Annotated in this window: 22 protein-coding genes and 1 pseudogene; 12 read left to right on the top strand and 11 right to left on the bottom strand. The window is 60.7% G+C overall.

All coding sequences use genetic code 11. The annotated features are described in order from the left end of the window. Positions 1-98 precede the first annotated feature (98 nt). From AAFX91_RS13425 to AAFX91_RS13415, 3 genes are all read left to right on the top strand, one after another. Positions 99-656 (top strand): HNH endonuclease, encoded by a 558-nt coding sequence (locus AAFX91_RS13425; protein WP_028163793.1) that lies wholly within the window; start codon positions 99-101, stop codon positions 654-656. Further along, complete coding sequence (locus AAFX91_RS13420) at positions 614-1,282, top strand: class I SAM-dependent methyltransferase (RefSeq protein WP_349644906.1); 669 nt, start codon at positions 614-616, stop codon at positions 1,280-1,282. Before AAFX91_RS13425 ends, AAFX91_RS13420 begins: the two co-directional genes overlap by 43 nt. Positions 1,283-1,691: 409 nt before the next feature. Further along, complete coding sequence (locus AAFX91_RS13415; RefSeq protein WP_394566808.1) at positions 1,692-3,671, top strand: hypothetical protein; 1,980 nt, start codon at positions 1,692-1,694, stop codon at positions 3,669-3,671. Between the two features lie 18 nt (positions 3,672-3,689). Here AAFX91_RS13415 and AAFX91_RS13410 read toward each other — a convergent pair whose 3' ends face one another. Next, on the bottom strand, positions 3,690-4,001 hold the full coding sequence (locus tag AAFX91_RS13410) for a hypothetical protein (RefSeq protein ID WP_130581506.1): 312 nt from the start codon (positions 3,999-4,001) through the stop codon (positions 3,690-3,692). 304 nt (positions 4,002-4,305) lie between these two features. On the opposite strand from AAFX91_RS13410, the gene AAFX91_RS13405 reads away from it, so the two are divergent. Both AAFX91_RS13405 and AAFX91_RS13400 read left to right on the top strand, forming a co-directional pair. Next, positions 4,306-4,548, top strand: coding sequence for a DUF3551 domain-containing protein (locus AAFX91_RS13405; protein WP_130581505.1), 243 nt, complete (start codon positions 4,306-4,308; stop codon positions 4,546-4,548). A gap of 70 nt (positions 4,549-4,618) precedes the next feature. Beyond that, the gene (locus AAFX91_RS13400; RefSeq protein WP_394566807.1) at positions 4,619-5,827 is read left to right on the top strand and encodes a class I SAM-dependent methyltransferase; all 1,209 of its coding nucleotides are present in this window, start codon (positions 4,619-4,621) and stop codon (positions 5,825-5,827) included. 506 nt (positions 5,828-6,333) lie between these two features. On the opposite strand, the pseudogene AAFX91_RS13395 reads toward AAFX91_RS13400, so the two are convergent. The 9 genes and pseudogenes from AAFX91_RS13395 to AAFX91_RS13355 all read right to left on the bottom strand — a co-directional run bounded on the left by AAFX91_RS13395 (position 6,334) and on the right by AAFX91_RS13355 (position 14,667). Then, positions 6,334-7,526: pseudogene (locus tag AAFX91_RS13395) on the bottom strand (CaiB/BaiF CoA transferase family protein). Then, complete coding sequence (locus tag AAFX91_RS13390) at positions 7,523-8,482, bottom strand: HpcH/HpaI aldolase/citrate lyase family protein (protein ID WP_394566806.1); 960 nt, start codon at positions 8,480-8,482, stop codon at positions 7,523-7,525. The pseudogene AAFX91_RS13395 and the gene AAFX91_RS13390 overlap by 4 nt, the downstream one beginning before the upstream one ends. Then, positions 8,479-9,438 (bottom strand): hydroxymethylglutaryl-CoA lyase, encoded by a 960-nt coding sequence (locus AAFX91_RS13385; RefSeq protein WP_394566805.1) that lies wholly within the window; start codon positions 9,436-9,438, stop codon positions 8,479-8,481. The genes AAFX91_RS13390 and AAFX91_RS13385 overlap by 4 nt, the downstream gene beginning before the upstream one ends. A gap of 7 nt (positions 9,439-9,445) precedes the next feature. Continuing rightward, on the bottom strand, positions 9,446-10,153 hold the full coding sequence (locus tag AAFX91_RS13380) for a nitroreductase (RefSeq protein WP_394566804.1): 708 nt from the start codon (positions 10,151-10,153) through the stop codon (positions 9,446-9,448). Then, positions 10,146-10,910, bottom strand: coding sequence for an ABC transporter ATP-binding protein (locus AAFX91_RS13375; protein ID WP_282530215.1), 765 nt, complete (start codon positions 10,908-10,910; stop codon positions 10,146-10,148). The genes AAFX91_RS13380 and AAFX91_RS13375 overlap by 8 nt, the downstream gene beginning before the upstream one ends. A gap of 7 nt (positions 10,911-10,917) precedes the next feature. After that, positions 10,918-12,093, bottom strand: coding sequence for an amino acid ABC transporter substrate-binding protein (locus AAFX91_RS13370; protein ID WP_394566803.1), 1,176 nt, complete (start codon positions 12,091-12,093; stop codon positions 10,918-10,920). Positions 12,094-12,128: 35 nt separating this feature from the next. Continuing rightward, positions 12,129-12,833, bottom strand: a complete 705-nt coding sequence (locus AAFX91_RS13365; protein WP_282530213.1) for an ABC transporter ATP-binding protein — start codon at positions 12,831-12,833, stop codon at positions 12,129-12,131. Continuing rightward, positions 12,830-13,807, bottom strand: coding sequence for a branched-chain amino acid ABC transporter permease (locus tag AAFX91_RS13360; protein WP_394566802.1), 978 nt, complete (start codon positions 13,805-13,807; stop codon positions 12,830-12,832). The genes AAFX91_RS13365 and AAFX91_RS13360 overlap by 4 nt, the downstream gene beginning before the upstream one ends. Next, positions 13,804-14,667 (bottom strand): branched-chain amino acid ABC transporter permease, encoded by an 864-nt coding sequence (locus AAFX91_RS13355; protein ID WP_394566801.1) that lies wholly within the window; start codon positions 14,665-14,667, stop codon positions 13,804-13,806. Before AAFX91_RS13355 ends, AAFX91_RS13360 begins: the two co-directional genes overlap by 4 nt. A 213-nt stretch (positions 14,668-14,880) precedes the next feature. On the opposite strand from AAFX91_RS13355, the gene AAFX91_RS13350 reads away from it, so the two are divergent. The 5 genes from AAFX91_RS13350 to AAFX91_RS13330 are packed head-to-tail and all read left to right on the top strand — an operon-like array spanning position 14,881 to position 19,647. Beyond that, positions 14,881-16,059 carry an acyl-CoA dehydrogenase family protein gene (locus AAFX91_RS13350; protein WP_394566800.1) on the top strand — a complete coding sequence of 393 codons (1,179 nt, stop codon included), beginning with the start codon at positions 14,881-14,883 and terminating at the stop codon, positions 16,057-16,059. Beyond that, positions 16,056-17,225, top strand: coding sequence for a CaiB/BaiF CoA transferase family protein (locus tag AAFX91_RS13345; RefSeq protein ID WP_394566799.1), 1,170 nt, complete (start codon positions 16,056-16,058; stop codon positions 17,223-17,225). The genes AAFX91_RS13350 and AAFX91_RS13345 overlap by 4 nt, the downstream gene beginning before the upstream one ends. Beyond that, positions 17,222-18,346 carry a CaiB/BaiF CoA transferase family protein gene (locus AAFX91_RS13340; RefSeq protein WP_394566798.1) on the top strand — a complete coding sequence of 375 codons (1,125 nt, stop codon included), beginning with the start codon at positions 17,222-17,224 and terminating at the stop codon, positions 18,344-18,346. The genes AAFX91_RS13345 and AAFX91_RS13340 overlap by 4 nt, the downstream gene beginning before the upstream one ends. A 4-nt stretch (positions 18,347-18,350) precedes the next feature. After that, positions 18,351-18,854 carry a MaoC family dehydratase gene (locus tag AAFX91_RS13335; protein ID WP_394566797.1) on the top strand — a complete coding sequence of 168 codons (504 nt, stop codon included), beginning with the start codon at positions 18,351-18,353 and terminating at the stop codon, positions 18,852-18,854. Beyond that, on the top strand, positions 18,838-19,647 hold the full coding sequence (locus tag AAFX91_RS13330) for a GntR family transcriptional regulator (RefSeq protein ID WP_394566796.1): 810 nt from the start codon (positions 18,838-18,840) through the stop codon (positions 19,645-19,647). The genes AAFX91_RS13335 and AAFX91_RS13330 overlap by 17 nt, the downstream gene beginning before the upstream one ends. A gap of 65 nt (positions 19,648-19,712) precedes the next feature. Here AAFX91_RS13330 and AAFX91_RS13325 read toward each other — a convergent pair whose 3' ends face one another. Further along, positions 19,713-20,168, bottom strand: a complete 456-nt coding sequence (locus tag AAFX91_RS13325; protein ID WP_394566795.1) for a hypothetical protein — start codon at positions 20,166-20,168, stop codon at positions 19,713-19,715. Between the two features lie 222 nt (positions 20,169-20,390). On the opposite strand from AAFX91_RS13325, the gene AAFX91_RS13320 reads away from it, so the two are divergent. Both AAFX91_RS13320 and AAFX91_RS13315 read left to right on the top strand, forming a co-directional pair. Further along, positions 20,391-21,089: a hypothetical protein gene (locus AAFX91_RS13320; RefSeq protein WP_394566794.1), complete on the top strand. Its 699-nt coding sequence runs from the start codon at positions 20,391-20,393 to the stop codon at positions 21,087-21,089. 3 nt (positions 21,090-21,092) lie between these two features. Continuing rightward, the gene (locus AAFX91_RS13315) at positions 21,093-22,913 is read left to right on the top strand and encodes a tetratricopeptide repeat protein (protein WP_394566793.1); all 1,821 of its coding nucleotides are present in this window, start codon (positions 21,093-21,095) and stop codon (positions 22,911-22,913) included. Positions 22,914-23,288 lie beyond the last annotated feature (375 nt).

The following is a 23,288-nucleotide window of genomic DNA, read 5'->3' as shown; positions in this document are numbered from 1 at the left end:
TACGATAAACGGCTCAACGCTCTTCACAATCCCGTCACGCTGCATGTAGTATGTCAGTACATGCTGCTTCGCAGCGATATGGAGGCCGGGAGCGTTACTTGAACGCACATGTCTCGCAAGGCGGTTGGCCGGTACTGGTCCTGAACGCGGACTTTCGGCCGCTGAGTTATTACCCCCTGTCGCTATGGTCGTGGCAGGATGCGATCAAGGCAGTCTTCCTCGATCGCGTAAATATCGTCGAATATTACGACCGGGCGGTGCGGAGCCCCTCCTTCGAAATCCAGCTTCCCAGCGTCGTCTCGCTGAAATCCTTCGTCAAGCCGACCACGCATCCGGCCTTCACGCGTTTCAACGTTTTCCTGCGCGATCGTTTCGCCTGCCAATACTGCAATTCGCCTGACGATCTCACCTTCGATCACATCATCCCGCGCAGCAAAGGCGGCCAGACGACTTGGGAGAATGTCGTCGCGGCCTGCTCGCCTTGTAACCTCAGGAAGGGCAACCTGACGACGCAGCAGGCCAAGATGTTTCCGAAGCAGACGCCGTTCGCACCGACCGTGCACCAGCTCCACCGCAACGGCCGCCTGTTCCCGCCAAACTATCTGCACGATAGCTGGCTCGACTACCTGTACTGGGACACCGAGCTGGATCCGTAAGGGGTGCGACCGTATCTGACCTCGCCAGCCAGATTATCCCTCACTACGAGAAGCACGCAGCAGCGTGGGACCGCGATCGTCAGAACGCCCATTGGAACGATAAGGTCTGGCACGACCGCTTCATCGGCCGACTCGCCAAGAACGCCACGGTGCTTGATCTCGGCTGTGGTCCAGGGCAACCGGTTGCGCAGCACATGATTGAACGAGGACTGCGCGTGACCGGCGTCGACTCCTCACCGACAATGATATCGTTCTGCCGTGATCGGCTGCCCGATCAAGAATGGATTGTCGCGGATATGCGGCAATTGTGGCTCGGTCGGCGGTTCGACGGCATACTCGCGTGGGACAGCTTCTTTCATCTCAATCACGACGACCAGCGAAGAATGTTTGCGGTTTTTGCTGACCACGCCTCTGTCGGAACGATATTGATGTTCAATACCGGACCGCAGCACTGTGAGAGCGTTGGCGAATACAGGGGCGATCCGCTGTATCACGCGAGCCTATCACCTGCCGAATACGAGATGTTTACCGAGCGTTTTGGGTTCAGCGTGCTGGAACACGCGACGAACGATGCGCAGGCGGGCGGACGAACGGTGTACCTCTGTCGACGGAATGACTTGGGGTAATGTCGCCTGCTGGCCCCTGAGCTGAACCGCGCGCGCTTTCACCATGTCGGTTGTCTGAACCAGGGCGGACATCGCTGTGCGCCTGCCTCGACCGCCGCTTTTTGGACCCGCAGGGACATCCCGCATTGGTCAGTATCACTGACCTCTGCGTGGCAGCGCGGCCACAACCACTTCACAAAATCGCGCCGCGCCGGTTTTCGCCATATCTACGGCGTTTCGCCTGACAATCGTGGTCCTCGGTTATTCGCATGCTCGGCTTCTGCTTTGAGAGCTTCGCCGGCTGGAGTGGCAACTGACCTCAGCCGGGACAGCGACGGCGCGTGAAAATAGCAGCGGCCGAGCCAGGACGTCCGGGTGGGGATCGGAAGGGCCGAGTGCGGTTCCGGCTTCCTCCAGAAAGGTTGTCAAAATGCATCTCGCCAGCCGGTTTTCTGCTGCAACAGCCGCGTTCATTTTCGCAACAGTGGGATCGCCGGCCCACGCGGCGTCGGGCCCGTGCCGGGAGGCGGCCGAGATCTCGGTCTTGCCCTCGCCGTTCGCTCCTTGGAAGGGGGCGCCGCTGCGCGTCATGATCGTCAGTGAAAAGCCGCTCGAGGGTGTGATGTCGCTGGTCGCGCCCGACGGAAGCGTCGCGGCCAAATCGTCCGATCGGCACGGCGGTGCGCCGTACTCCTGGTTCGCCGAGGTTGCCGAGCCGGCCGCGGGGACGTGGCACGCCACGCTCGCGCTCGACCACCCGACGGCGGATTGCAGCACGATCACTCACGACATCTCCGTGAGCGCGCGCAAACCGGCCCCTGTGGCTATTCCCCCCGGCCGCTTCTGGAAGGTGCACAACGGCTGGAATCACGAGACGGAAGCCTTGTTCTCGGCGTGGATCGAGAAACTGTTCGACGCGCCTCCCGATCAGGATCTGTCCTGGAAAGCCTGGCATGAAGTCCTGCGCGACCGGTCACGCAATTTCCTGTTCAACTATCTTGGTCGCGGTGAAGACAGTGTGAAGACCGGCCTACGCCCCGACTGCGCCGACTTCGTGTATTTCCTGCGCGCCTATTTTGCCTACAAGGTGGGGCTGCCGTTCGGCTATTCCAATTGCTCACGCGGCACCGGCGGCAGGGCGCCCAAATGCTACCAGTGGTTCGACATGGAGCATCCGGAGGTGACACGTCCGCCGGCGCCGCCCGAACAGGAGATCGCACCGGCGACGATCGCCGACGCCACGCTGCCTGGGCAGACGCCGAGGATCCTGAACATGTTCGGCGGGCCCCCGTCGGCCCAGACACCAGCGCCGGCTGCGGCTCCGCAGAAGCCGCAGCCAAAGCCGCCGACAACGTTCGGTGAATATCTGCGGGACGTCGGCGACGTCGTGCATACCGGCGCCGTGCGGGTCGCCGCGAGCGACGAGAACACCGATTTCTACACCGTTCCGCTGGCGCAAGATACGCTCCGCCCGGGCACGGTGTACGCCGACCCCTATGGACACGTGTTGATGCTCGTTCATCGCGTGCCGGAGATGGACGGCAAGCCGGGCGTCTTCCTCGCCGTCGATGCCGAGCCGGACGGGTCGATCACGCGAAAGCGTTTCTGGCGCGGCAATTTCCTGTTCGTGCACGATCCTGCGCTCGGCAGCCCGGGCTTCAAGCACTTCCGGCCGATCGTGCGCGACAAAGGCGGTTCGTTGCGGCGGTTGGCCAACGCCGAAATCACCAACAATCCGCAGTACGCCGATTTTTCGCTTGATCAGTCAAAGATGAGTGCCGAGGATTTTTACGATCGCATGGATGACGTGATGTCGCCCGAGCCTCTCGATCCCGTGAAAGCCATGACGGACGCCATCGCTAGCCTGAACGAGCAGGTGAAGACGCGTGTGACCTCGGTCGAAAACGGACGAAAATATCAGGAGAAGCAGGCCGGCGAGGTGGCCATGCCCAACGGCCCCTCGATCTTCGAGACCTCGGGCGCCTGGGAGGATTACTCCACACCGGCGCGCGATTTCCGCCTGTTGATCGCGATGGACGTCGTGCGGGGTTATCCTGACCGCGTCGTGCGGCGTGGGGCGCGCTACGCGATGCCGAACGGCAGGAGCATCGCGGACGTGCAAAGCGAGCTGCAAGGGGTGCTTGCGTCCGAACTCGCCTCGCGAAAAATATCCTACACCCGCAGCGATGGCTCGCAGTGGACGCTGTCGCTCAAGGAGGTCCTCGACCGGGCCGCGAGCTTCGAGATGGCCTATAACCCGAACGACTGCGTCGAGGTGAGGTGGGGCGCGCCAGATAACAGCGAGGAGGCATCCACCTGCAAGCGGCATGCGCCGCAGGCGCAGCGCACGAAGATGTCGTCGGAGTACCGCACCTGGTTCCGCGAGCGACACTGGCCGACGCACACCTGAATCGCGGTACAGGGCATATCAAGGCCAACCGCTTTCTCGACCATAGACGCACTTGGCCATAGACCGCAGCGGAACGCCGAACCTGTTGTGAATGTCATACTCTACGAACGCCTCGAGGCGGCTGTGCGGCTGCTGCGGAGGCCAGGCAAAATAGGGGGTGAAGAAGACCGGCTGCTGCCATTCGATGAGATTGACCCGGCGATACGCTGAGGGCGTCAGCATCCGCTGTTTCACCGCCCGCTCACACCAATGACCGAACGTGGATGCCTGTGCGCCGGAAGCCGGGGCGAGCAAAAGCACCAGTGCTGCGAGCGCTGACATGGCCTTCATTTGACTGCTCCTCGTGCGGATCACAACGCATGAGATTGCGCCAGTCTTTCACGGACGTCTACCAGGATGTCGTGGCGGCTGTGTCGCACCGCCGGTCCATAAAAGACTGTACCGTCAGGGCTGACGGCATTCTGAAGGCGGAGAGGTTAACATTTTCGGCGCTCCTAAGCTCCAAGGACCATTGCTTACGATCATCTGCGCGGTCGATCTCGAAAATTTTAATCCAGTGATGTGAGCCAGTTCACGTCGAACCCCCACGTTTGGTCCCAGCGTCGAGTGGGGCACTTCAACGTGGGAGAGAAAGATGCGTACCTTCCTTCTTGCTCTCGCGACGTCCGCGACCGTCCTCGCAACTGGCGTAACCCCGGTCGCAGCTAGCGAGTACCGGTACTGCCTCCAAGGCGAAGAGTTTGCTGGCACGGGCGATTGTGGATTCACCAGCTACCAGCAATGTCAGGCTACCGCATCAGGCCGCTTGGCCTACTGCGCTGCCAACCCTGATTTTGTGATCGTCCCGACAATTCGGGTCAGGTCGCACCACCGCTGACGCCACGTGTGTCGCAAGCAAATCAGATGGCTTGGTCCGCTGTGCATCATAAGGCGAAATCGATCATGTGATGGCAGCGGCCAAGTCTGGTATTGGCCCGGTAGCCGACGTGCTGATAGGCAGCTCGAATGTGCGGGTAGCCGGGACGAACCCGGCTCGAGTGAAGGCGGCCACTCATCCAATGGTTGTCGGATCTGGCCTCACCCGCTACTGTGGTGCCCGCCACAACGGGGATCCACCTTTGACGGCCGGATGTTCATCATACCTTGATCTTTATAGACGGCTGCAACAATCATGGTCTGCCGAGACCAGCAGCAAATGGCAGTGCGACACCCCGGCAGCAGGGCAATGCGCAGTCACCGCCTTGGTGGTTCAGGAAATGCTCGGTGGAGATATCCTGAAGACAAACGTTGATGGGGCGTGGCATTTCTACAATTGCCTCGATGGACGCAGAGTTGATTTTACGGCGGGCCAATTCGTTAGTCCGATCGGCTACGACGATATCGTCAGCAACAGAGCCGAAGCCTTTAACGAGACCTCGGCGAGCCAATATGAGCTTCTTCGTTCCTGTGTGACCCTTCTTGGTAGGGAACGTAGTCCGGCACTTGCCGAAAGGCGGTTTGCGGAGCGACGACAGGAATTCATCGGCCTCGATCGCGCCGCGCGCTTCAAACTGATCTATCAGACCAATCTTTGGGGAGCAAAATCGTCTGTATCGGGCGTCGGCTCTGAAATCACCGCGACGCAGAAGCTTCGCAAGGAATTGTCGGATTTGCTGCGCAGTCTGGGCGTGAGAACGGTGCTGGATCTGCCCTGCGGCGACTTCTCATGGATGGCTGAGACTGACCTGGATGATATTCGATATCTTGGCGCCGATATTGTACCTGAGATCATCGAGGCCAACTTGCTGAAGCATAGCAAGGATGACCGGGAATTTCGACGCATGGACATCGTCGAAGACCCAATTCCACGACACGATCTTGTCTTGTGCAGGGATTGTTTCGTGCATTTCTCATTTGCGCAGATCAACCGCGCGATCGAAAACATCAAGCGATCCGGAAGCAAATGGCTGCTAACGACGACGTTCCCGGGTATTCGCCAGAACCGTGATATTGAAGATGGAGACTGGCGGCCGCTGAACCTTCGGTCTGCTCCATTTCTGTTTCCCAGTCCGGATACAACACTCAATGAGGGTTGCACGGAAGCCGGCGGCGACTATTCGGACAAGTCCTTAGGCTTGTGGAGTATCGACAGCTTGCCTGTCGCCCATGAGCGATAACCGAATTGGAAAGATCATGACCGAAGGGCGAAGCCGAAGTGCTGAGCGGGACGAAATGCTAGAGCATGATCCGGAAAAGTGGAAACCGGTTTTCCGAAAAGATCATGCTCTAGGGAGCGCCCTTTCATGACGGTGTTGCAAGCGCAACACCGTCGCCTCTTGATCGCCTTGTCGATGGTATCTCGGTCGCGCCGCAGGCGAAATTCCACAAAACGCCGGCAACCCCTATTGAACGAGATTCTGCCGTTCTTCGTCCGTCAGGATTTGCTTTTCCTGGCTGGTCAGCATTCCGGCGCCGATGATTTGGATAGAGCCGTCGGGCTTTTGGGTTCTTCGGTCTTTGGCCCGATCTCGTTGGTCCGGCGTGCGCCGTCATCGGCCCCGCCATAGCCCAGGAATTCCCTCCAGATTGAACCGATCAACCGTTCTGCGTAGGTGTTTTGCCGAGGTGAGCGGAGAGACGTCGGGCGGTCTCGAATGCCGATCGAAGCAATCTTGAGGAACGGTCAGATTATCCCGTTCCTTCGCAAATCGTCGATCTCATCCGGGCCAAGCCCCAGCAATTTGCCATAGACCTCATGGTTTTGGGCGCCGAGGCCGGCGCCCAGCCAGCGGATCTCGCCCGGCGTCTCCGAAAGGCGTGGCACCACATCCGGAACCGCGATCGTACCGGCGCGGGAGTCCTTCATTTGGATGTTACCCCGCGCACGGTACTGCGGATCCCTGAAAATGTCCTCGATGCTATAGATCAGGCTCGCTGGGACGCCACCGGTGGCGCAGAGCTTGAGCACGGCTTCACAGTCGAGCGAGGCGACCCAGTTGCCGACGATCGCGTTGACCTCCTCGCGGGCAGCGAGTCGAAGGTCCTTCGGACCGTAACCCTCTGCCGAGGCGAGATCCGGCCGGCCCATCGCTTCCGCCAAGCGCGCGAACATCTGATCGCTCGTACAGGCGATGGCCACCCATTTGCCGTCCTTGGTCTGGTAGAGTGGCTGTGCGGGCAGACATTCACCGTGTCGGCCCCCATGCGCTCGCGCACATAACCAAACTTCTGGAATGCCGGCGCGATCTCGTCGAGCACACGGAATACGGACTCGTAGAGCGCCAGGTCGATGCATTGGCCCTCACCGGTCGTCTCCCGGGCGCGCAACGCGACCAAGGCTCCGATCGCACCGTACATCCCGGACATGTAGTCTGCGAGTGAGGTCGAACCCGGCACCACGGGGACGCCGCCGGATTCGCCGGCGAGATAGGTCAATCCGGAGAACGCGTGCGCAATGCGCGCAAAGCCCGGCTGCGCGCGCATCGGCCCGTCCTGTCCATAGGCCGAGATCCGAACGAGGATCGCGCCCCGATTGATCTGTTTAAGTTCGTCGTAACCGAGCCCCCATTTTTCGAGTGTGCCGGGTCGGAAGTTCTCCACGATGATGTCGCACTTCGCCGCAAGTTGCCGGAGGAGTTCACGCCCCCGCTCGCTGCCGAGATCCAGCGTCACGCACTTCTTGTTGCGCGCTTCGGACAGCCACACCAGGGTATCGCCGCAATCGGTATTGGTTCCGAGCCGCCGGAGCGAGTCGCCAGTCTTTGGAGGCTCGACCTTGATGACTTCGGCGCCGAACTCGCCAAGGATGGTGGCGCAGTGCGGCCCGGCGATGAACGTACCAAGATCGAGGACCCGGATTCCCGCCAGCGCGCTCATGATACGCTCCGGATGCGGGCCACCCGTTCGAGGAGCTTATTGGCAAGCTTGACGTGCATAAGGTCGATCATGTCGCCGTTCTTGTCCTTTACCGCGCCCCTACCCTCACGAGCCGCCACTTCCATGGCATCGATCAGCTCGCGCGCCCACGCGATCTGATCCGCTGATGGCGTCAGAACCTCGTGGATGGTGTCGATCTGCGAGGGATGGATCGCCATCTTGCCTTCGTAGCCTAGCGCCGCTGCACGCCTTGCCGCTGCGCGCAAGCCGTCCGCATCACGGATCACCGAGAACGGGCCGTCGATCGGCAGAAGACCGAAGGCCCGGCAGGCGTTCGCGATCCTCGCGGTCGCGAAATGCCAAAGGTCGTTCCAGTGGCGTTCCCGCCCGCCGCGCCCGTCGTCGTCGGTCAGCACCACGTAGTCGGCGGACGGCGCGCCGACCGCCCGCTGGAAGCTTCCCAGATCGAGCTGATAGTCGCCGCCTCCGAACACCAAGGCGCCAAGCCGACCGCCCGAGCCGGCGATAGCTTCGACGTTGGCAACCCCGGACGGCGTCTCAATCAGTCCCATGATACCCACCTTACGCTCGCGCGGCGCGGCCGCCTCAGCAGACGCGATCATGACCTCGACCGCGTGCACGTCGGCGGCGGATTCGCATTTCGGAAGCAAGATGTAATCGAGCCGCGCGCAGGCCTCGACCACGTCCAGGATGTCGCGGCAGCCCCAAGGGGTGCCGAAACCGTTGACGCGAACGGCGACGACGCGCCGGCCCCAATCGAGCTCGTTGATGGCCTTGATCGCATCACCCCTTGCCCCCTCCTTCAGCGGGGCGATCACCGCATCCTCCAGATCGATGAAGATCGCATCCGCTGGCGCTTGTGCGGCCTTCTCGAGAAAGCGCGGCGATGTAGCCGGCACGGCGAGAAGCGATCGAAAGGTCACCTTGGAGATCATGAGTATCTCATATCAGGGTTGTGGGCGCCGAGTTCGCTTACGGACTTGCGCGTGGCTCCGTTCGCGCGATGGCTCTTCGGCTCGATTCGCAGCAGTCGTGCGATCTCATGCGACGCGAGCACCGCTTGCTCCGGATCGATCCCCGTCGCAATCCCCATCTCATCCAGCATCGCGACCAGATCCTCAGTCGGAAAATTGCCGACTGAGCCGAGCTTGGTCGGCATTGCGATGCCGCCGCCGATCCCGCAGATCGCGCCCTCGAGCCATGCAACGCCGGCATCCAGCGCGGCGAGGATGTTGGCCGTCGCCATCCCCGCGAGATTATGGATGTGAAAACCAAAGGCCGAATCCGGAAACAGCTCGACGAGGCGGGAGAACAGGCGATTGACGTGCGCCGGATCCTCCATGCCGAGCGAGCCCGCGAGATAGAAACGACGCACGCCGCCGTCATGCAGGCGGCGGACCACGGCGATAACATTGTCTTCCGGAATCAATCCCTCATAAGCGCACCAGAATGCCATGCCGAGCGCCATGACGAAGGGGATTGATCGCGCTTCGGCGATCCGAAACGATTTGAGGTTCTGCGCGATCGCCTCGTCGATCGTCATATTCTGGTTCTTGCGCGTATAGGTCGCGCTGATGGTGATGAGGCCGAGCATCTCGTCGACCCGAACCTTGGTGCCGCGCTGGGCGCCGCGGGCGTTCGGCACCAGCGCACGGTACACCGTTCCCGGCCGCCGCTTGATACGCTCGAACACCTCCTCCGCATCGCGCAAATGCGGAACGGCCTTCGGATGGGCAAAGCTCGAGACTTCGATGACCGGCAGCCCAAGATCGGACAAGCGATCAATCATCGCGACCTTGGTGTCGGTGTCGATCCAGCCTGCGAAGCTCTGCAGCCCATCGCGCGGGCCGACTTCGGCGACAACCATCTTCTGGGGAAGACTGAGCGACATCGCGGCCTCACAAGCCTTCGACGGTGACGAAATCCTCCAGCGCCGCGCGCTCGGTCACAAGCGCGTTGATCGACGCCTCCGGATCGACGTGGCCGAGCGCCATCCCGCAGATGACGACCTCCTTCTCGGGAATGTTGAGGATCGGCCGGATGATCTTGTGGAAATCGGCGAATGCCGCTTGCGGGCAGGTGTGCAGTCCCCGACCGCGTGCTGCGATCATGAGCGTGCCGAGATAAATCCCGAGATCGAGCCAGCTCCCCATCTCCAGGTCTTCGTCGAGCGTGAAGATGATGCCGACGGGAGCGCCGAAGAATTCGTAATTGCGCATCCGCGCCTGCTGCGTGCCCTCGAAATCGCCTTTGGCGACGCCAAGCAGGCTGTACATGTCCCAGCCGATCTTGCGGCGGCGGGACAGGAACGGCTCGCGCCAGTTAACGGGGTAATAGTTCCATTCGCGCTGATACGGCCCGAAGCCGTCGCGCGCGACGGCATCGAAGATCGCTTTCGTCAACCGTTGCTTGACGTCCCCCGCGATCACCCGAACCCGCCATGGCTGGATGTTGCTGCCGCTGGCGCTGCGGCTCGCGAGCCTCAGCAGTTCCTCGACGGTGGAGCGCGCGACCGGCGTCGGCAGGAAAGCCCGCACGGATTGGCGCGAGTTAATGGCTTCATCGACAACGGAAGCGACGTTGGCGGACTCTGACTTTTCATGCATCGGTGAAGCTCAGCGCCTTCATGCTTTCCGGGATCTCTCCGAGAAACAGCCGCTTGACATCCTCATTGGCCAGCAAATCCTTAGCGCTGCCTTCACAGGCCACCTGGCCGAGGTGCATGACATAGCCGCGGTCGGAGATGCCGAGGGCGTGCGAAGCCTTCTGCTCGACCATCACCACGGTCATGCCCTCGTCACGCAGCGACATCAGCCGCTCGAAGACGATATCGACAAATTTCGGCGATAGGCCAAGCGAGGGTTCGTCAAGCATGATGATCTCAGGGCTCGTCATCAGCGCCCGGCCGATTGCAAGCATCTGCTGCTCGCCGCCGCTCATGGTATCGGCCTGCTGCTTCATGCGTGGCTTGAGTGCAGGAAACAACTGCATCACACGCTCGGTCGCCGCCTCGATCCTCGCGCGGTTGTTGCCGAGAATATGCGCGCCGATCATCAGATTGTCGCGCACCGTCATTTCCGGAACGACGATGCGGCCCTGCGGGACATAAGCAATGCCGCGGTAGACCCGCCGGTCGGCAGGCTCTCGGGTAATGTCGGTGCCGTGCACCTTGATGTTGCCCTTCCAGGCTCGCAGCAGGCCAGCCGCGACTTTGACCACCGTCGACTTGCCGGCGCCGTTCGAGCCGACGATGGTCGTGATCACACCCTTCGGGAAAACCAGGCTCGCGCCGCGGATGACCGCGACGTCGCCATAGCCCGACGTGACGTTCCGAACCTCAAGTGGCGCAGGGATCACGGTCATGCGGACCTCAGCGCTTGTCCCAGGCGGGGATCGGCAATTTCGGCTCGGCGGTCTTGTATTCCTCCGGCCAGATCACCTCGCGTTTTCCATTCTGGACCTGAACCACGAGGCCGCGTACGCCGATCTGCATATAGGTGGTCGGATCGACCTCATGCTTGCCCATCACCGTGCCCAGCTTCAAGGTGGTGAGAACCTCGCGAACCTTTTCGGTGTCGATCGAGCCCGCTTTCTTCACAGCGGCCTCAAGCACCGTGCCGGCGACGAACCCAAAGGCCGCGTAGTAGCCGGGGTCGACGCCGTATTTGTCGCGGTAGGTCTTGACGAACTCCTTGTTGCCTTCGCTCGGCAGCGACGGCTCGTAGAGCGACATGCCGAGCGCATATTCAGCGTCCTTCCCCGCGGAGGTGATGAAATCCTCCTGCGAGACGCCATTGGCGATGAAGAATTTCGGCATGTAGTTCATCGAGTGAAACTGGCGGACCGTTTCGATGGCCTCGCTTGGGTAAAGCAATCCGATCCAAAGGTCGGGCTGTAGCTGCTGTCCCTTGGCGATCTGGGACGAGAAGTCGGCAGTGCCGGCCGGAAAATATTCGTCTATCACCACCTTGACGTCCTTGCCGCTCAGCGACTCCTTGATCGCCTTGCTGATGTCGCGTGCGGCGGCATAGTCGCGCGAGACCAGCGCTATCGACTTGACGTGATACTTCCCGCTTATCGGCACGATGCCGTCAGCATAGGAAGAGATCCGCGCGGCGGTCTGGAATACATATTTGAAACCGCGCTGCTGGATGGCTTCAGCCGCGCCGCCGCCATTGATCATGATAACCTTGTGCTTCTCCGCCACCGCCGACCCCGTGGCGGCGGTCGCCGATCCCAACGAGGACATCACAAGGTTGACTTTGTCATTGGTGATCAATTTCTCATAGAGCCGCGCCGCAGTCGCCGGATCCGAGCGGTCGTCATAGACGACGAACTCGATCGGGCGGCCGGCCAGTCCGCCGCGAGCATTGGCCTGTTCGCGCCAGAGGTCGAGGCCCTTGAAATATGGCCCCGCGGAGTCCGCGAGATTGCCGGTCTGCGACAACGCCACGCCGATCCGCACCGGCTCAGCCGCGTTGCCAAAGGCGGCTGGCGCAAGCGCGGCAACGGTTACGGCTGCCGCCAGAACGAACCTCCATATCATCTCTTTCCTCCCTGCAACTGTGCGCGGTTTTTTGTTCAGAAATAGGCCTGCAATACCCTGGCGTCGTTGCGGACGGTCGCGGTATCGCCGTGGGCGATCAATCGTCCCTCGGCCAGGACGTAGACGAGATCGCACTCGTTCAGGACGATGCGCATTTCATGATCGATGAAGAACACCGTGATGCCCTTGGCGCAAAGCGTCCTCAAATGTTCGACGATGCGGTTCTGCAGGCGCGGATTGATACCGGCGAACGGCTCATCGAGCAGCATGACCTTGGGCTGCAGCATCAACGCCCGGGCGATCTCGACGAGCTTGCGTTGACCGTAGGAAAGCTCCGCTCCCCAGCGGTCGGCGATATCAGCGATCTCCAGGAATTCCAGCAGTTCCATTGCCAGCGCAATCGCTGCACGATCGTCACGGCCGCGCGCGACCGCCACGAGATTTTCCAGCACCGTCATTTCCGCGAACAGTCGGCTGATCTGGAAGGTGCGCGCAACGCCCAGCCCGCAAATCTCCGCCGCCGACGCCGAGGTGATGTTGCGCCCGTCGACCAGGACGCGACCGGTGTCGGGCCGTAACGTGCCGGCAATGATGTTGAACAGCGTCGACTTGCCGGAACCGTTGGGGCCGATCACGCCGGTGATCGAACCCCGCGTCACGTCAATGTCCACGGAATCGAGCGCGATCCGGCCCGCGAAGCGCTTCGAGACCTTCTCGACGGCAACGATTGTGTCGCTCATGACAGTGCCTCGCCATGGCGTGCGGCAAGCCGGCGAAACAGCGGCCGGCTCACGGTGACCCAGCCGGTCTTCATGCCGAGGCTGACGATGCCACGCGGCATGAAAAGCACCGCAAGCAAGATGATCACGCCGACCGAGGCCAGGTAGATCTGAGGATAGTTGGCCCACAGCAATTCGTTGACCACGGAGAGCACGACCGCACCGCAGAGCGGCCCGAGCACCGTACCCATGCCACCGAGCAGCACCATCGCAATGGTGGTGAGCTCGATATTGGGGGCGAAGGCGGTGGGCGGATCGATGAAGCCGAGATAGACCGCATAGAGCGAGCCCATCGCAGCCGGCGCGATCGCTGACGCCACGAACGTGCCGATCTTCAGTCGCGTGGTTGGAATGCCCAACGACTCCGCGGCATCCTCGTCCTCGCGGATCGCCAGCAGCTTGAGGCCGAGCCGGGAGTTGTCGAGCTTCCAGGTCAGGAACAGCATGACCCCGGCCACTGCCGCCACGACATAGTAGACCGGACGGAGATCGCTGACCGGCTTCAGATAGATGCCGGTGCCGCCGCCGGTAACGGAGTCGAAGCCGAGCGCAAAGGCTTCCAATACCCGCGTCAGGCCAAACATGCCGATGGCGAAAAACGGTCCCTTCAAGCGCAGCATGGCGCCGCCGAGCGGGATCGCGGTTAAAGCTCCCGCAAGGCCCGCGATGATGGCGGCGAAATACCAGGGCACGCCCAAGTGAAAGTTCAGGAGCGACCCGACATATGCACCAATGCCGATGAAGCCCACCTGTCCGAAATGGGTATAGCCGGCATATCCGCCGATCCAATTCCAGGAGTAGGCCAGCACCAGGAAGATCAGGAGCTGGATGGAAAAGGAGACGGTATAGTCGGAGCCGATGAAAGGCAGAACGAGTGCGGCGACGCCGGCCACACCCGCGACGCCGAGGGAATTGACCTTCTTCATACGGTTCATACGCGCATTCCCGCACCAAGCAGTCCGCGCGGGCGAACCAGGAGCACAGCCAGCATCAACAGGAACAGGAAGGCTGAGCCGATCACCGCGCCGGCAAGATAGCTCCCGACAACCTCGATCACACCAAGCAGCAGCGCGGCGGCAATGGCGCCTGGATAGCTACCCATGCCGCCGACGATGATGACCGCGAAGGCCTTGATGATGAAACGCGAGCCAAGCTGCGGATCGACCGCAAACGCAGGCGCGACGAGAACGCCGGCAAAGCCGGCCATCGCCGTGCCCAACGCGAAGGTCATAAGGCGAATCCGCTCGATGGCGATGCCGGAAATGCTCGCGAGCTCCGGCGCACGCGACACCGACCGCACCGCGCGACCGAAGCGGGTGAACTCGAGCAACCACCATACGGCAAGGCTGACACCAATCGCGCAGGCGAACGACACCAGCCGCGAGATCGATACGTTGACGCCGAGGACGCGCAGCGATCCGCTGAGCACGCCGGGCAGACCGCTGTAGCCGCCGCCCCAGATCAGGATCGCCACGTTGACCAGTATCGTCGACAGCGCGTAGGTCGCAAGCAGCGACATGATCATCGGCGCCCCCTCAATGCGCCGCAGGATCAGAAGATGAATGAGGATGCCGAACACCGCGCAACCGAGCGGGACCACTAGGATGGCGACCCAGAACGGCAGCTTGAAACCGACGGCGATCGAGACAGTGGACAGCGCGGCGATCGCAAGAATGTCGCCATGCGCGAAGTTGATCACCCGCATCACGCCGAAGATCAGATTGAGCCCGCACGCCATCAAGGCGTAGACGCCGCCGAGCAAAATCCCGCCGATCAAAAGATCCGCTACCGGCATGGAAGAACCACCACGGGCAGCGACAAAGCGCGGCGCGATGCATTGAACGATTCAGGATGGCCGGATTGCATGCGCGACATAATTCCTCCCCGATCAAGATCCCAATTTTGTCCTGACAACTACTTGGTACTTTACTTGTCGTCAAGGCTGCGTTTATAGATCAATTTGCAAGAAGCGGATAATTTGTCCGTATAACTTTGGAGGATTCGCCCGATGACGCAGGCGCTTGGCAGCTACACGCCGATGGGCGCGGACGAAGAAAGCCAGATCCTGGACACGATCGAGCGCTGGGTCGGCCGCGAGCTCAAGCCGATCGTGCGCGAGTACGATCACGCCGATCGCTATCCGCATCAGGTCGTCGAGCAGATGAAGGAGCTTGGCCTGTTCGGGGCGGTCATCGCGCCGGAATATGGCGGCCTCGGTTTGTCGGCATCAACCTATGCCAAGATCGTCATGAGCATCTCGTCCGTATGGATGTCGATCACGGGCATCATCAATTCGCACCTGATGCTCGCTCTGGCGATCCAGAAATTCGGCACTTCGCAGCAGAAGTCGCGGTGGCTGCCGAAGCTCGCCTCGGGCGAGATTCGTGGCGGGCTGGCGCTGACCGAACCGGATGCCGGCACCGACCTGCAGGGCATCCGGATGAACGCCGGGCGCGACGGCGACCATTACGTCATCAACGGCACCAAGACCTGGATCACCAACGGCGCCGAAGGCTCGTGCTTCGCAATGCTGGTCAAGACCAACCCCAACGCCCAGCCGCGCTATAACGGCATGAGCCTGTTCATTGCGCCGAAGCAGGAAGGCTTCACGGTCGGCCGCAAGCTGCCGAAGCTCGGCTACAAGTCGATCGACACCGCAGAATTGATTTTCGAGAATTATCGCCTGCCCGCCGATCACCTGATCGGCGGTGTCGAAGGCCAGGGCTTCTTTCAGGCCACCGGAGGACTGGAACTGGGCCGTATCAACGTCGCTTCGCGGGGCGTCGGCATCGCGGAAGGGGCGCTGAAACTCGCTGCCGAATACGCCCAGATCCGCAAGACCTTCGGCAAGCCTATCTGCGAGCATCAGGCCATTCAGCTCAAGCTCGGCGATATGGCAACCCGCGCGCGTGCCGCGCGGCTGCTCACGCTCGACGCCGCCCAGGCATTCGACCGCGGCGAGCGCTGCGACATGGAGGCGGGCATGGCCAAGTATTTCGCAAGCGAAGCCGCGCTCGAGAACGCGATCGAAGGCATGCGCATCCATGGCGCCTATGGCTATTCGCGGGAATTTGACATCGAGCGCCTGTATCGCGACGCGCCGCTAACCTGCATCGGCGAAGGCACCAACGAAATGCAGCGCATCATCATCTCCAAGCAGCTCATCAAGAGGAACCCCGCACTATGAAGCCACTCCAGGGTGTGCGCATCGTTTCGGTGGAGCAGTTCGGCGCGGGTCCCTACGCCACCATGCTGCTCGCCGATCTCGGTGCTGAAGTCATCAAGATCGAGAACGCGGCGATCGGCGGCGACCCGTCGCGGAAGACCGGCCCGTTCATGCTGGGTACCAATGACAGCGAGTACTTCCAGGCCTTCAATATCAACAAGAAGAGTGTCGCCATCGACCTGCGCAGCGAAGAAGGAAGGGCGGCGCTGAGGGAATTGGCGGCGGGCGCGGACGCCCTTCTCAACAACTTGAGGGGCGACCTGCCCTCGAAGCTCGGCCTCAACTACAGCTCACTGGCGGCGGTCAACCCAAGCATCGTGTGCGTCCATCTTTCGGCCTACGGGCGGGACAACGATCGCGCGTCATGGCCAGGCTATGATTATCTGATGCAGGCGGAAGCGGGCCTCATGCATCTGACCGGCGAGCCTGACGGCCCGCCGTCGCGCCTCGGGGCTCCTTCGATCATCGATCAGACCACCGGACTGACCGCAGCCGTGGGGCTCCTCTCCGCGATCATTCAGGCCCGCAGTTCCGGCAAAGGCTGCGACGTGGACACCTGCCTGCTCGACGTCGCGCTGCACCAGCTCGGCTATGTCGCGACCTGGTATCTTAACGAGGGCCACATTTCCTCGCGGCAACCACGCAGCGCCCACTATTCCGTCGCTCCGGTCCAGACCTTTCCAACCTCGGACGGCTGGCTGTTCATCATGTGCATGACCGACAAGTTCTGGGGGGAGCTGATCAAGGCGATCGAAAGGAAGGATCTTGCCTCCGATCCACGCTTCGCTACCCAGGCCTTGCGTCAGGCCAATCGCGATGAGCTGACCTCCATCATCGATGCCGATATGCGCCGGCATTCGACATCCTACTGGCTTGGCAAGCTCAATGGCGTGCTGCCCGTCGCCCCCGTGCTTGATCTGGCGCAGGCGCTCGACAATCCCTTCCTGCAGACCTCGGGAATGATCAATGTCATCTCGCACCCGGCGAAGCCGAACATGCGGGTGCTTGCGAACCCAATCAAGATCAATGGGCAGCGCCTGAGCCAGGCGGCTTGCTCGCCATACGGGGCCGACAATCCGACCTATGTCGGCAAGGCGCGCTCGACTGCACCGGTTCGTTCTCCATGAAGCTCGAAGGTATCCGCGTCATCGACCTCTCGGTGTTTCTGCCGGGCCCGTATCTCACCCTGGCAATGGCCGACCATGGCGCTGAGGTCATCAAGATCGAAGCCCCCGGCGAGGGAGATCCCGGCCGGCACATCGGGCTTTCCGACGGGCCGAGCACGGTATTCTTTCGCAATCTCAATCGCGGCAAGAACAGCGTTGTGCTCGACCTGAAAGATCGCGCTCAACGCGACGCCCTGCTCTCGCTTTGCGAGACAGCCGACGTCTTCGTCGAGTCATTCCGGCCGGGGACAGTGGACCGCCTCGGCGTCGGCTACGAGGCTGTGCGAGCGTGCAATCCACGCATTGTCTATTGCTCGATCAGCGCATTCGGGCAGGATGGCGATCTGCGCGGCCGGCCGGCGCACGATCTGGCCCTGGAAGCTGAAAGCGGTCTGCTCAGCATGACGCTGGGCAATGACGAAAAGCCGGCGATGCCCGGCATTCCCGCCGCCGACGTTCTCGCCGGACTTCAAGGATTGTCTGGCGTCCTGATGGCGCTGCTGCGTCGCGAACAGACGGGAGTCGGCGACTACATCGACATCAGCATGCACGAGGTCATGGTCGGCGGGATGTTGAATGTCCTGGGGCCTGCATTTGCGGAAAACCGCCAACCGATTCCGGCGCACGAACGCACGACCGGCGGCGCCGCCTTCTATCGCCCCTATGAAACGCTTGATGGCCGCTATCTCGTCCTCGCCGGGCAGGAGCCCAAATTCATTCACAACCTGCTCGGCGCGTTCGGTCGGCCGGATCTGGCCGAACCGTGCCTGCAGGGTCCGGGGCCACATCAAGAGCCTGTCATGGACTTCCTCGCCGCTGAATTCCGCAAGAAGACGCTGGCGGAATGGAACGCGTATCTTGCGACGATCGATGTCTGCTATGGCCGTGTCAATACCCTGCCCGAAGCTTTGGCGCACCCGAACCTGATCGCACGCGGGATGATCAGGCACGATGAGCTGAACCGACGTCATGTCGGTCCCCCCATCCGCTTCCGTCACGAGCCCGCCCGGCCCAATCTGCATGAACCTGCGTTGGGTGGGCACACGGCCGCATTCCTCAACGACATCCCAGCTTCGGAGTGACAGCATGCAAAGCCACGATCAGACCGGCCCCCAGCGCTACCGCGAAAGCTTTGGACGGTACTATGACGAATTCAACGTTGGCGATGTCTATGAGCACCGGCCCGGCCGCACCATTACCGAGAGCGACAACACCTGGTTCACCTTGATCACGATGAACACCCATCCCCTGCATTTCGACAAGGAATATGCCGCCAAGTCGGAGTTCAAGCGGCCGCTGGTCAATAGTTGCCTGACCCTGTCGATGGTGGTCGGCATGAGCGTCAGCGACATCAGCCAGAAAGCTGTCGGCAATCTCGGCTGGAACGACATCAAGCTGACGGCCCCCGTATTCGTCGGGGACACGATCTACGCAGAATCCGAGGTGCTCGCGAAGCGAGAATCGACCTCACGGCCCGGACAAGGACTTGTCACGGTCCGTACAATCGGCAAAAAGGCTGACGGGACACAGTTCATCAGCTTCGAGCGCACCGCGCTGATCGCCAAGAGAGGTTATGGGATCGAAGATTGACACGAAGGCACGTCGTAGCGGCACGCCGAAAGGCAGGCCGCCGAGCCGTGCGCCGGCCAAGGTCAAATCCGACGAACCACTGTATCTCCAGGTCGTCCGTGCCTTGAAGGACGAGATCGTAAGCGGTGTCCATCCTGTGGGATCGCAGCTTCCGACCGAAGAGGAGCTGTGCGAACGATTCGCGGTCAGCCGCTACACGGTGCGGGAAGCCCTGAGACGACTGCGCGAGGACAATCTGGTCTCCTCGCGTCAAGGCGCCGGCACGACGGTCGTCCCTCCCCGCCCCGCCGATTCCTTTGTCCACGAGGTCATGTCGATCAACGACCTCGTGGCCTTCGCGACCGGCGTGCGCTTCGCGATCGACACGATCGAAATGATCGAGATCGACGACAAGCTCGCCGCGCGGACCGGAATCGCAAGCGGCGAACATTGGCTTTCGGTGCGCGGCTTCCGCCACACCGAGGGCAGCGAACTTCCCGTATGCTGGACCGAGGTCTATATCAACAGAGAGTTTGCCGCGGTCGGCCGGCTATTGCAGCGCCACAGAGGGCCGATCTTCCATTTGATCGAGGATCTGTTCGGCCAAAGCATCGTCGAAGTTCACCAGGAGATCGCCGCGGCTTTGATTTCGCCCGCCCTGGCGAGCGGACTGAAAGTGAAAGCCGGAACGACGGCGCTCGAAGTGCAGCGTACCTACAAGTTGGCGACGGGAAAGATCGCGCAGGTCGCCATCAATACGCACCCGGCCTCGCGGTTCCGCCACTCGATGACGATGCGGCGCGTGAGGGGATGATTTGCGGCCAGATCTGCAACCTCAGAACGATCTTGGTGAGTCCCTAACCAAGCGCGGCGCGATCATCAGGGCGCAAACAAGAGCTCGCCGGTCGCCAGGTCTCGCCTCCACGCGCCACGAAAGACTTCACCGGAATTGCTGGATTCGAAGCGGCCCACGATGTAGGGACGCCAGTTGATCATGTAAGCCTGGAATCTCGGATCGTTCCGGGGAAAGGCTTGGTCGCAAGACGTGCCACGGCTATCAACGACGAATGTCTGCCCTTCCTGCACGCCTTTGATGGCTTCAATCACGCGTACTCTGATCAGAGGCGTCGATGTCCAGTCGTCGCCGTTGACCCATGGAGGCCTCAAGAGCTGAATCGGCTCGACGCGCGCGATGACCGGCTCGCCCCGGGCCCCCGCTGGCAGCGAGTCCAGCAGGGTGTTCGTATGCCACTGCACGTGACGGCAGGCCATCGCGGGTTGGACCACGGCCAGCAGAGCCACAAATGAGAAAGCCGTTCGGATCATCATGCTCATCCTGGATGCTCTTTTTTGTCCCACGCGACCTTTTCATGTGTCGCACCGGCTGCAGAATCATTGAGGTTTTCGGTTTCCGGACGCCCCTGCACACGAAGTTTCGATAGATCCGGAATCGATACTGCAAGTATAAACAACTTATGGTAGTCTCACGCTCCATGAGAACTCGCACTGGCTGAATTCGAGTACGGCACAGCACCAAGAATTGGGAGCCCCGCGATCATGGCTGAACCGTTAAGGCCTCTGCTTGAAGCGCTATCCGCGGAGCCAGAGACGAAGAACTTTTCTGGTGAAATTCGCTCCGCCGAGGACCTTTTGAGTTCAGAAGCGCTGGCGAAGCTGGAAGCGCGTCATGCTGGCATTTTCGCGATCGTTTTGGTCGACGAGAAGATCGATGTCTCGGTATTTCAATACTTGAAGAGCGATTCCATCGCCAACGACACCGGACCAAATGTCTTCGCCCTTTACGAAGGGGCACCTAAGTCCCGAGTCGTTCGCGACGTCAAGATCGATGGACTAGGAGCAATTCGGACCGAGAGCCCGGTTGTTGCTTTCGCACGAAGCCTTTTTCCCAACAATCAAATCATCTTTCCCGGTGTGGTGATTGCTGAGCGCCTTACAGGCAAGGAGGCCGTGTTCGTCCCGCTCAATTCCGGGGTACAGGCTGATGTGACCGACCGTCTCAGAAAACTCTGGGGCCTCATCAATGACTCCTGGAAAGCTCGCACCAAGGACAAGCCATTTACTCGGGCGTTAGGCGAACTCCTGGCCCTAAGGGGCATCCCCTATTCTCGAAGCGAAGGCATTTCGGTTCGGGAGCATCTCACGATCCTCCTTCGGGCGCTCTGGGACATACGCCGGGACCTGCTTGCATTGATTCCGGTTGTCGGAAAGGCATTCGGGAAGAAAGCGAAGGAGTAAGCGATGGTGCAACTTCGCGGCTCGCCCATCCTGCACATAGCCCAGAGCCTCTTTGGGCAAATGAGAGCTTTTGGAATCCTCGCCAATCACTCCACAAGAGCATCTGAGGTTCTCAATTCGGCAATTCTTCCGCGACTGGCATTCCTCAAGATGCTGCTGGCAGCGCTGGACCACATTGATCCGGAAGCATCGCGCGAGCCGATCGCATCAGGTGATCCCATCATCTATAATACTTTGGACTGGCCGCCGACTGCCCCACCCGCTGGCGTGTTTGAACCGTCGGGAAACGTTTCGCTCGAACGGCACCTGAACTCATGGTACCTGAGCTGGAATCTTCAATTGGGAGAAAGTCCGCAATCGGCGATGATTCTGAAGGTTGTCAGAGCCGCCCTGTGGCTCGTGAAGAGCCCAGGCGGTATCGATGCGGCAATTCAATACGTCATCGATCTTCAGATCAAAGGCGTGATCGTCGACCGGCTGGTGGCCATACAGGCGATGATTTGGTTACTCAGGGCTCGCCGCTGCGTTCACGATGACTCCGACCTGGCTGACTTCTTCCTCGAGCACGCGCCGTCGAGTGCGTCGGAATGGACGCGCGCGCAGTTCAAGGAATTCAATCTCGACAAACCGGCGGTTCGACCCGAGTTGACCGACGATCTTTCGCTGCTTCTCGACCGAGCGGAAAGTGAAATTGACCAAGTGTTGAGTGCCGATTCCTACGATGCGTGGTTGCTCGGGCAAATGGCCCTTCATCCAATGCTCAGCACCGTCGTTTCGGTCTTTCACGAATTCCAGGTTCAGGACGAATTGCAGTTCGTTACGAAATTGACGCGTCTTGAAGAGATCAGGGCCGACGCAGGCGGATTCGGAAGGCTCTTTCGAATATGGAGTGGCCAATTCCTCACGTTCAAATATACGTCAGATTTCACGATGTGCGCGACCGCTTGCTGCCTTTTGAGTGGCAAGACGGCGGATTGGAAAGACCGCATGCTCGATGAACGGGCACTGGTACCTACATGCCTGCAGCATCTCGTCACGGAATTCGGAATCAGAGAGCATCCCTTGCCGGATGGATGGGCGCGAATTTCAGAAACTCTGGCTCCCATTGCTGGGCCAACGCTGCTTCGCGACGACGCTTATATGTTTAGCCGGGTCGAACTATTTCAGCCGGACGAGATCGAAAACGCTCCCAGTCTTGCAGAGTTCCTGGAATCTATCGGCTCTTCCAGAGATCTCGCGATGAAGAACGCGGTGATCCAGTTGCTCTGCAAGCAAGCTCCGTCGCGGAATGGGCAGATCACTTTCTCCGAAAGTTCGTCGGAAGAGATCGGCGATATTGAGCGTTTGGAGGCGATCTCTGCTCAGTACAATCAAAAGTATGCACAAATAGGATCTGAGGATATGTCACGGGAGGCGGTCGATTTATTTCGAGCCGTCGGCAAATTTGATCCAGACGAAGCCGAGTCTGCCCTGCGCGGTTTGTATCGCAGCATTTGCGCTGACGAGATCGACGACTTCATCAATCGGGCCTTCGAACAAGGCAAGGCTGGTTCGGCACGCGAGTGCTTCGACAGATTGTGCTATCTATACCCTTACTTTCATTCCGGACAGGCAGAACGCGCCGTCCGCTTGGACGAAGATGGCCAAACTCATGCCGCCCTGAATTGCATGTTGAGGGCGATCATCCTCGAGCCACGGGAGGCCACGCGCTGGCACTCGCTCGGTGTTATCTTGAAAAAATTAGGAAGAAACGACGATGCAATACTAGCCTACGGTCTGGCTAAAATCGTTCACGACGAGGAAGCGAAGTCCACCCAGCGTTGAACCGCCCCCCGAGCGCCACAGCGAATACCGGGCCCCTCTCCCGACGTGCGCCACAATGCTTGGCGCAGCCTCTTGTCCACGGTGGACGTTCGGCATCGTGTTCCGCGCCTCAGGTCCATCTCCGGAGCCGTCGCCGCTCGTCGTCCGTCTTCTTCCGCAGATATTCGAATCCTTGGTTCACTCACAGACGTCAGGTGTTTTGGAAAAGCACAGACTTTGCTGCGTAGCCGCGAGAAACAGGGCACCGGCGCGCCGGTTGCACATTGCGGGCCTTGTCGGCTGCCTTCGCGCGCCAACTGCGCTAGGCCGTGTGGACAGTTACCTTATCCAGAGCAGAGTGGCGGCAATGGCGACGACGGCGAAGTAGTTTCGCGC

Origin of the sequence: Bradyrhizobium sp. 31Argb (assembly GCF_043638955.1) — a bacterium.
GTDB lineage: Bacteria > Pseudomonadota > Alphaproteobacteria > Rhizobiales > Xanthobacteraceae > Bradyrhizobium.
The sequence above is the reverse complement of the archived record's forward strand: the minus strand, read 5'-3'. Positions and strand labels throughout refer to the sequence as shown.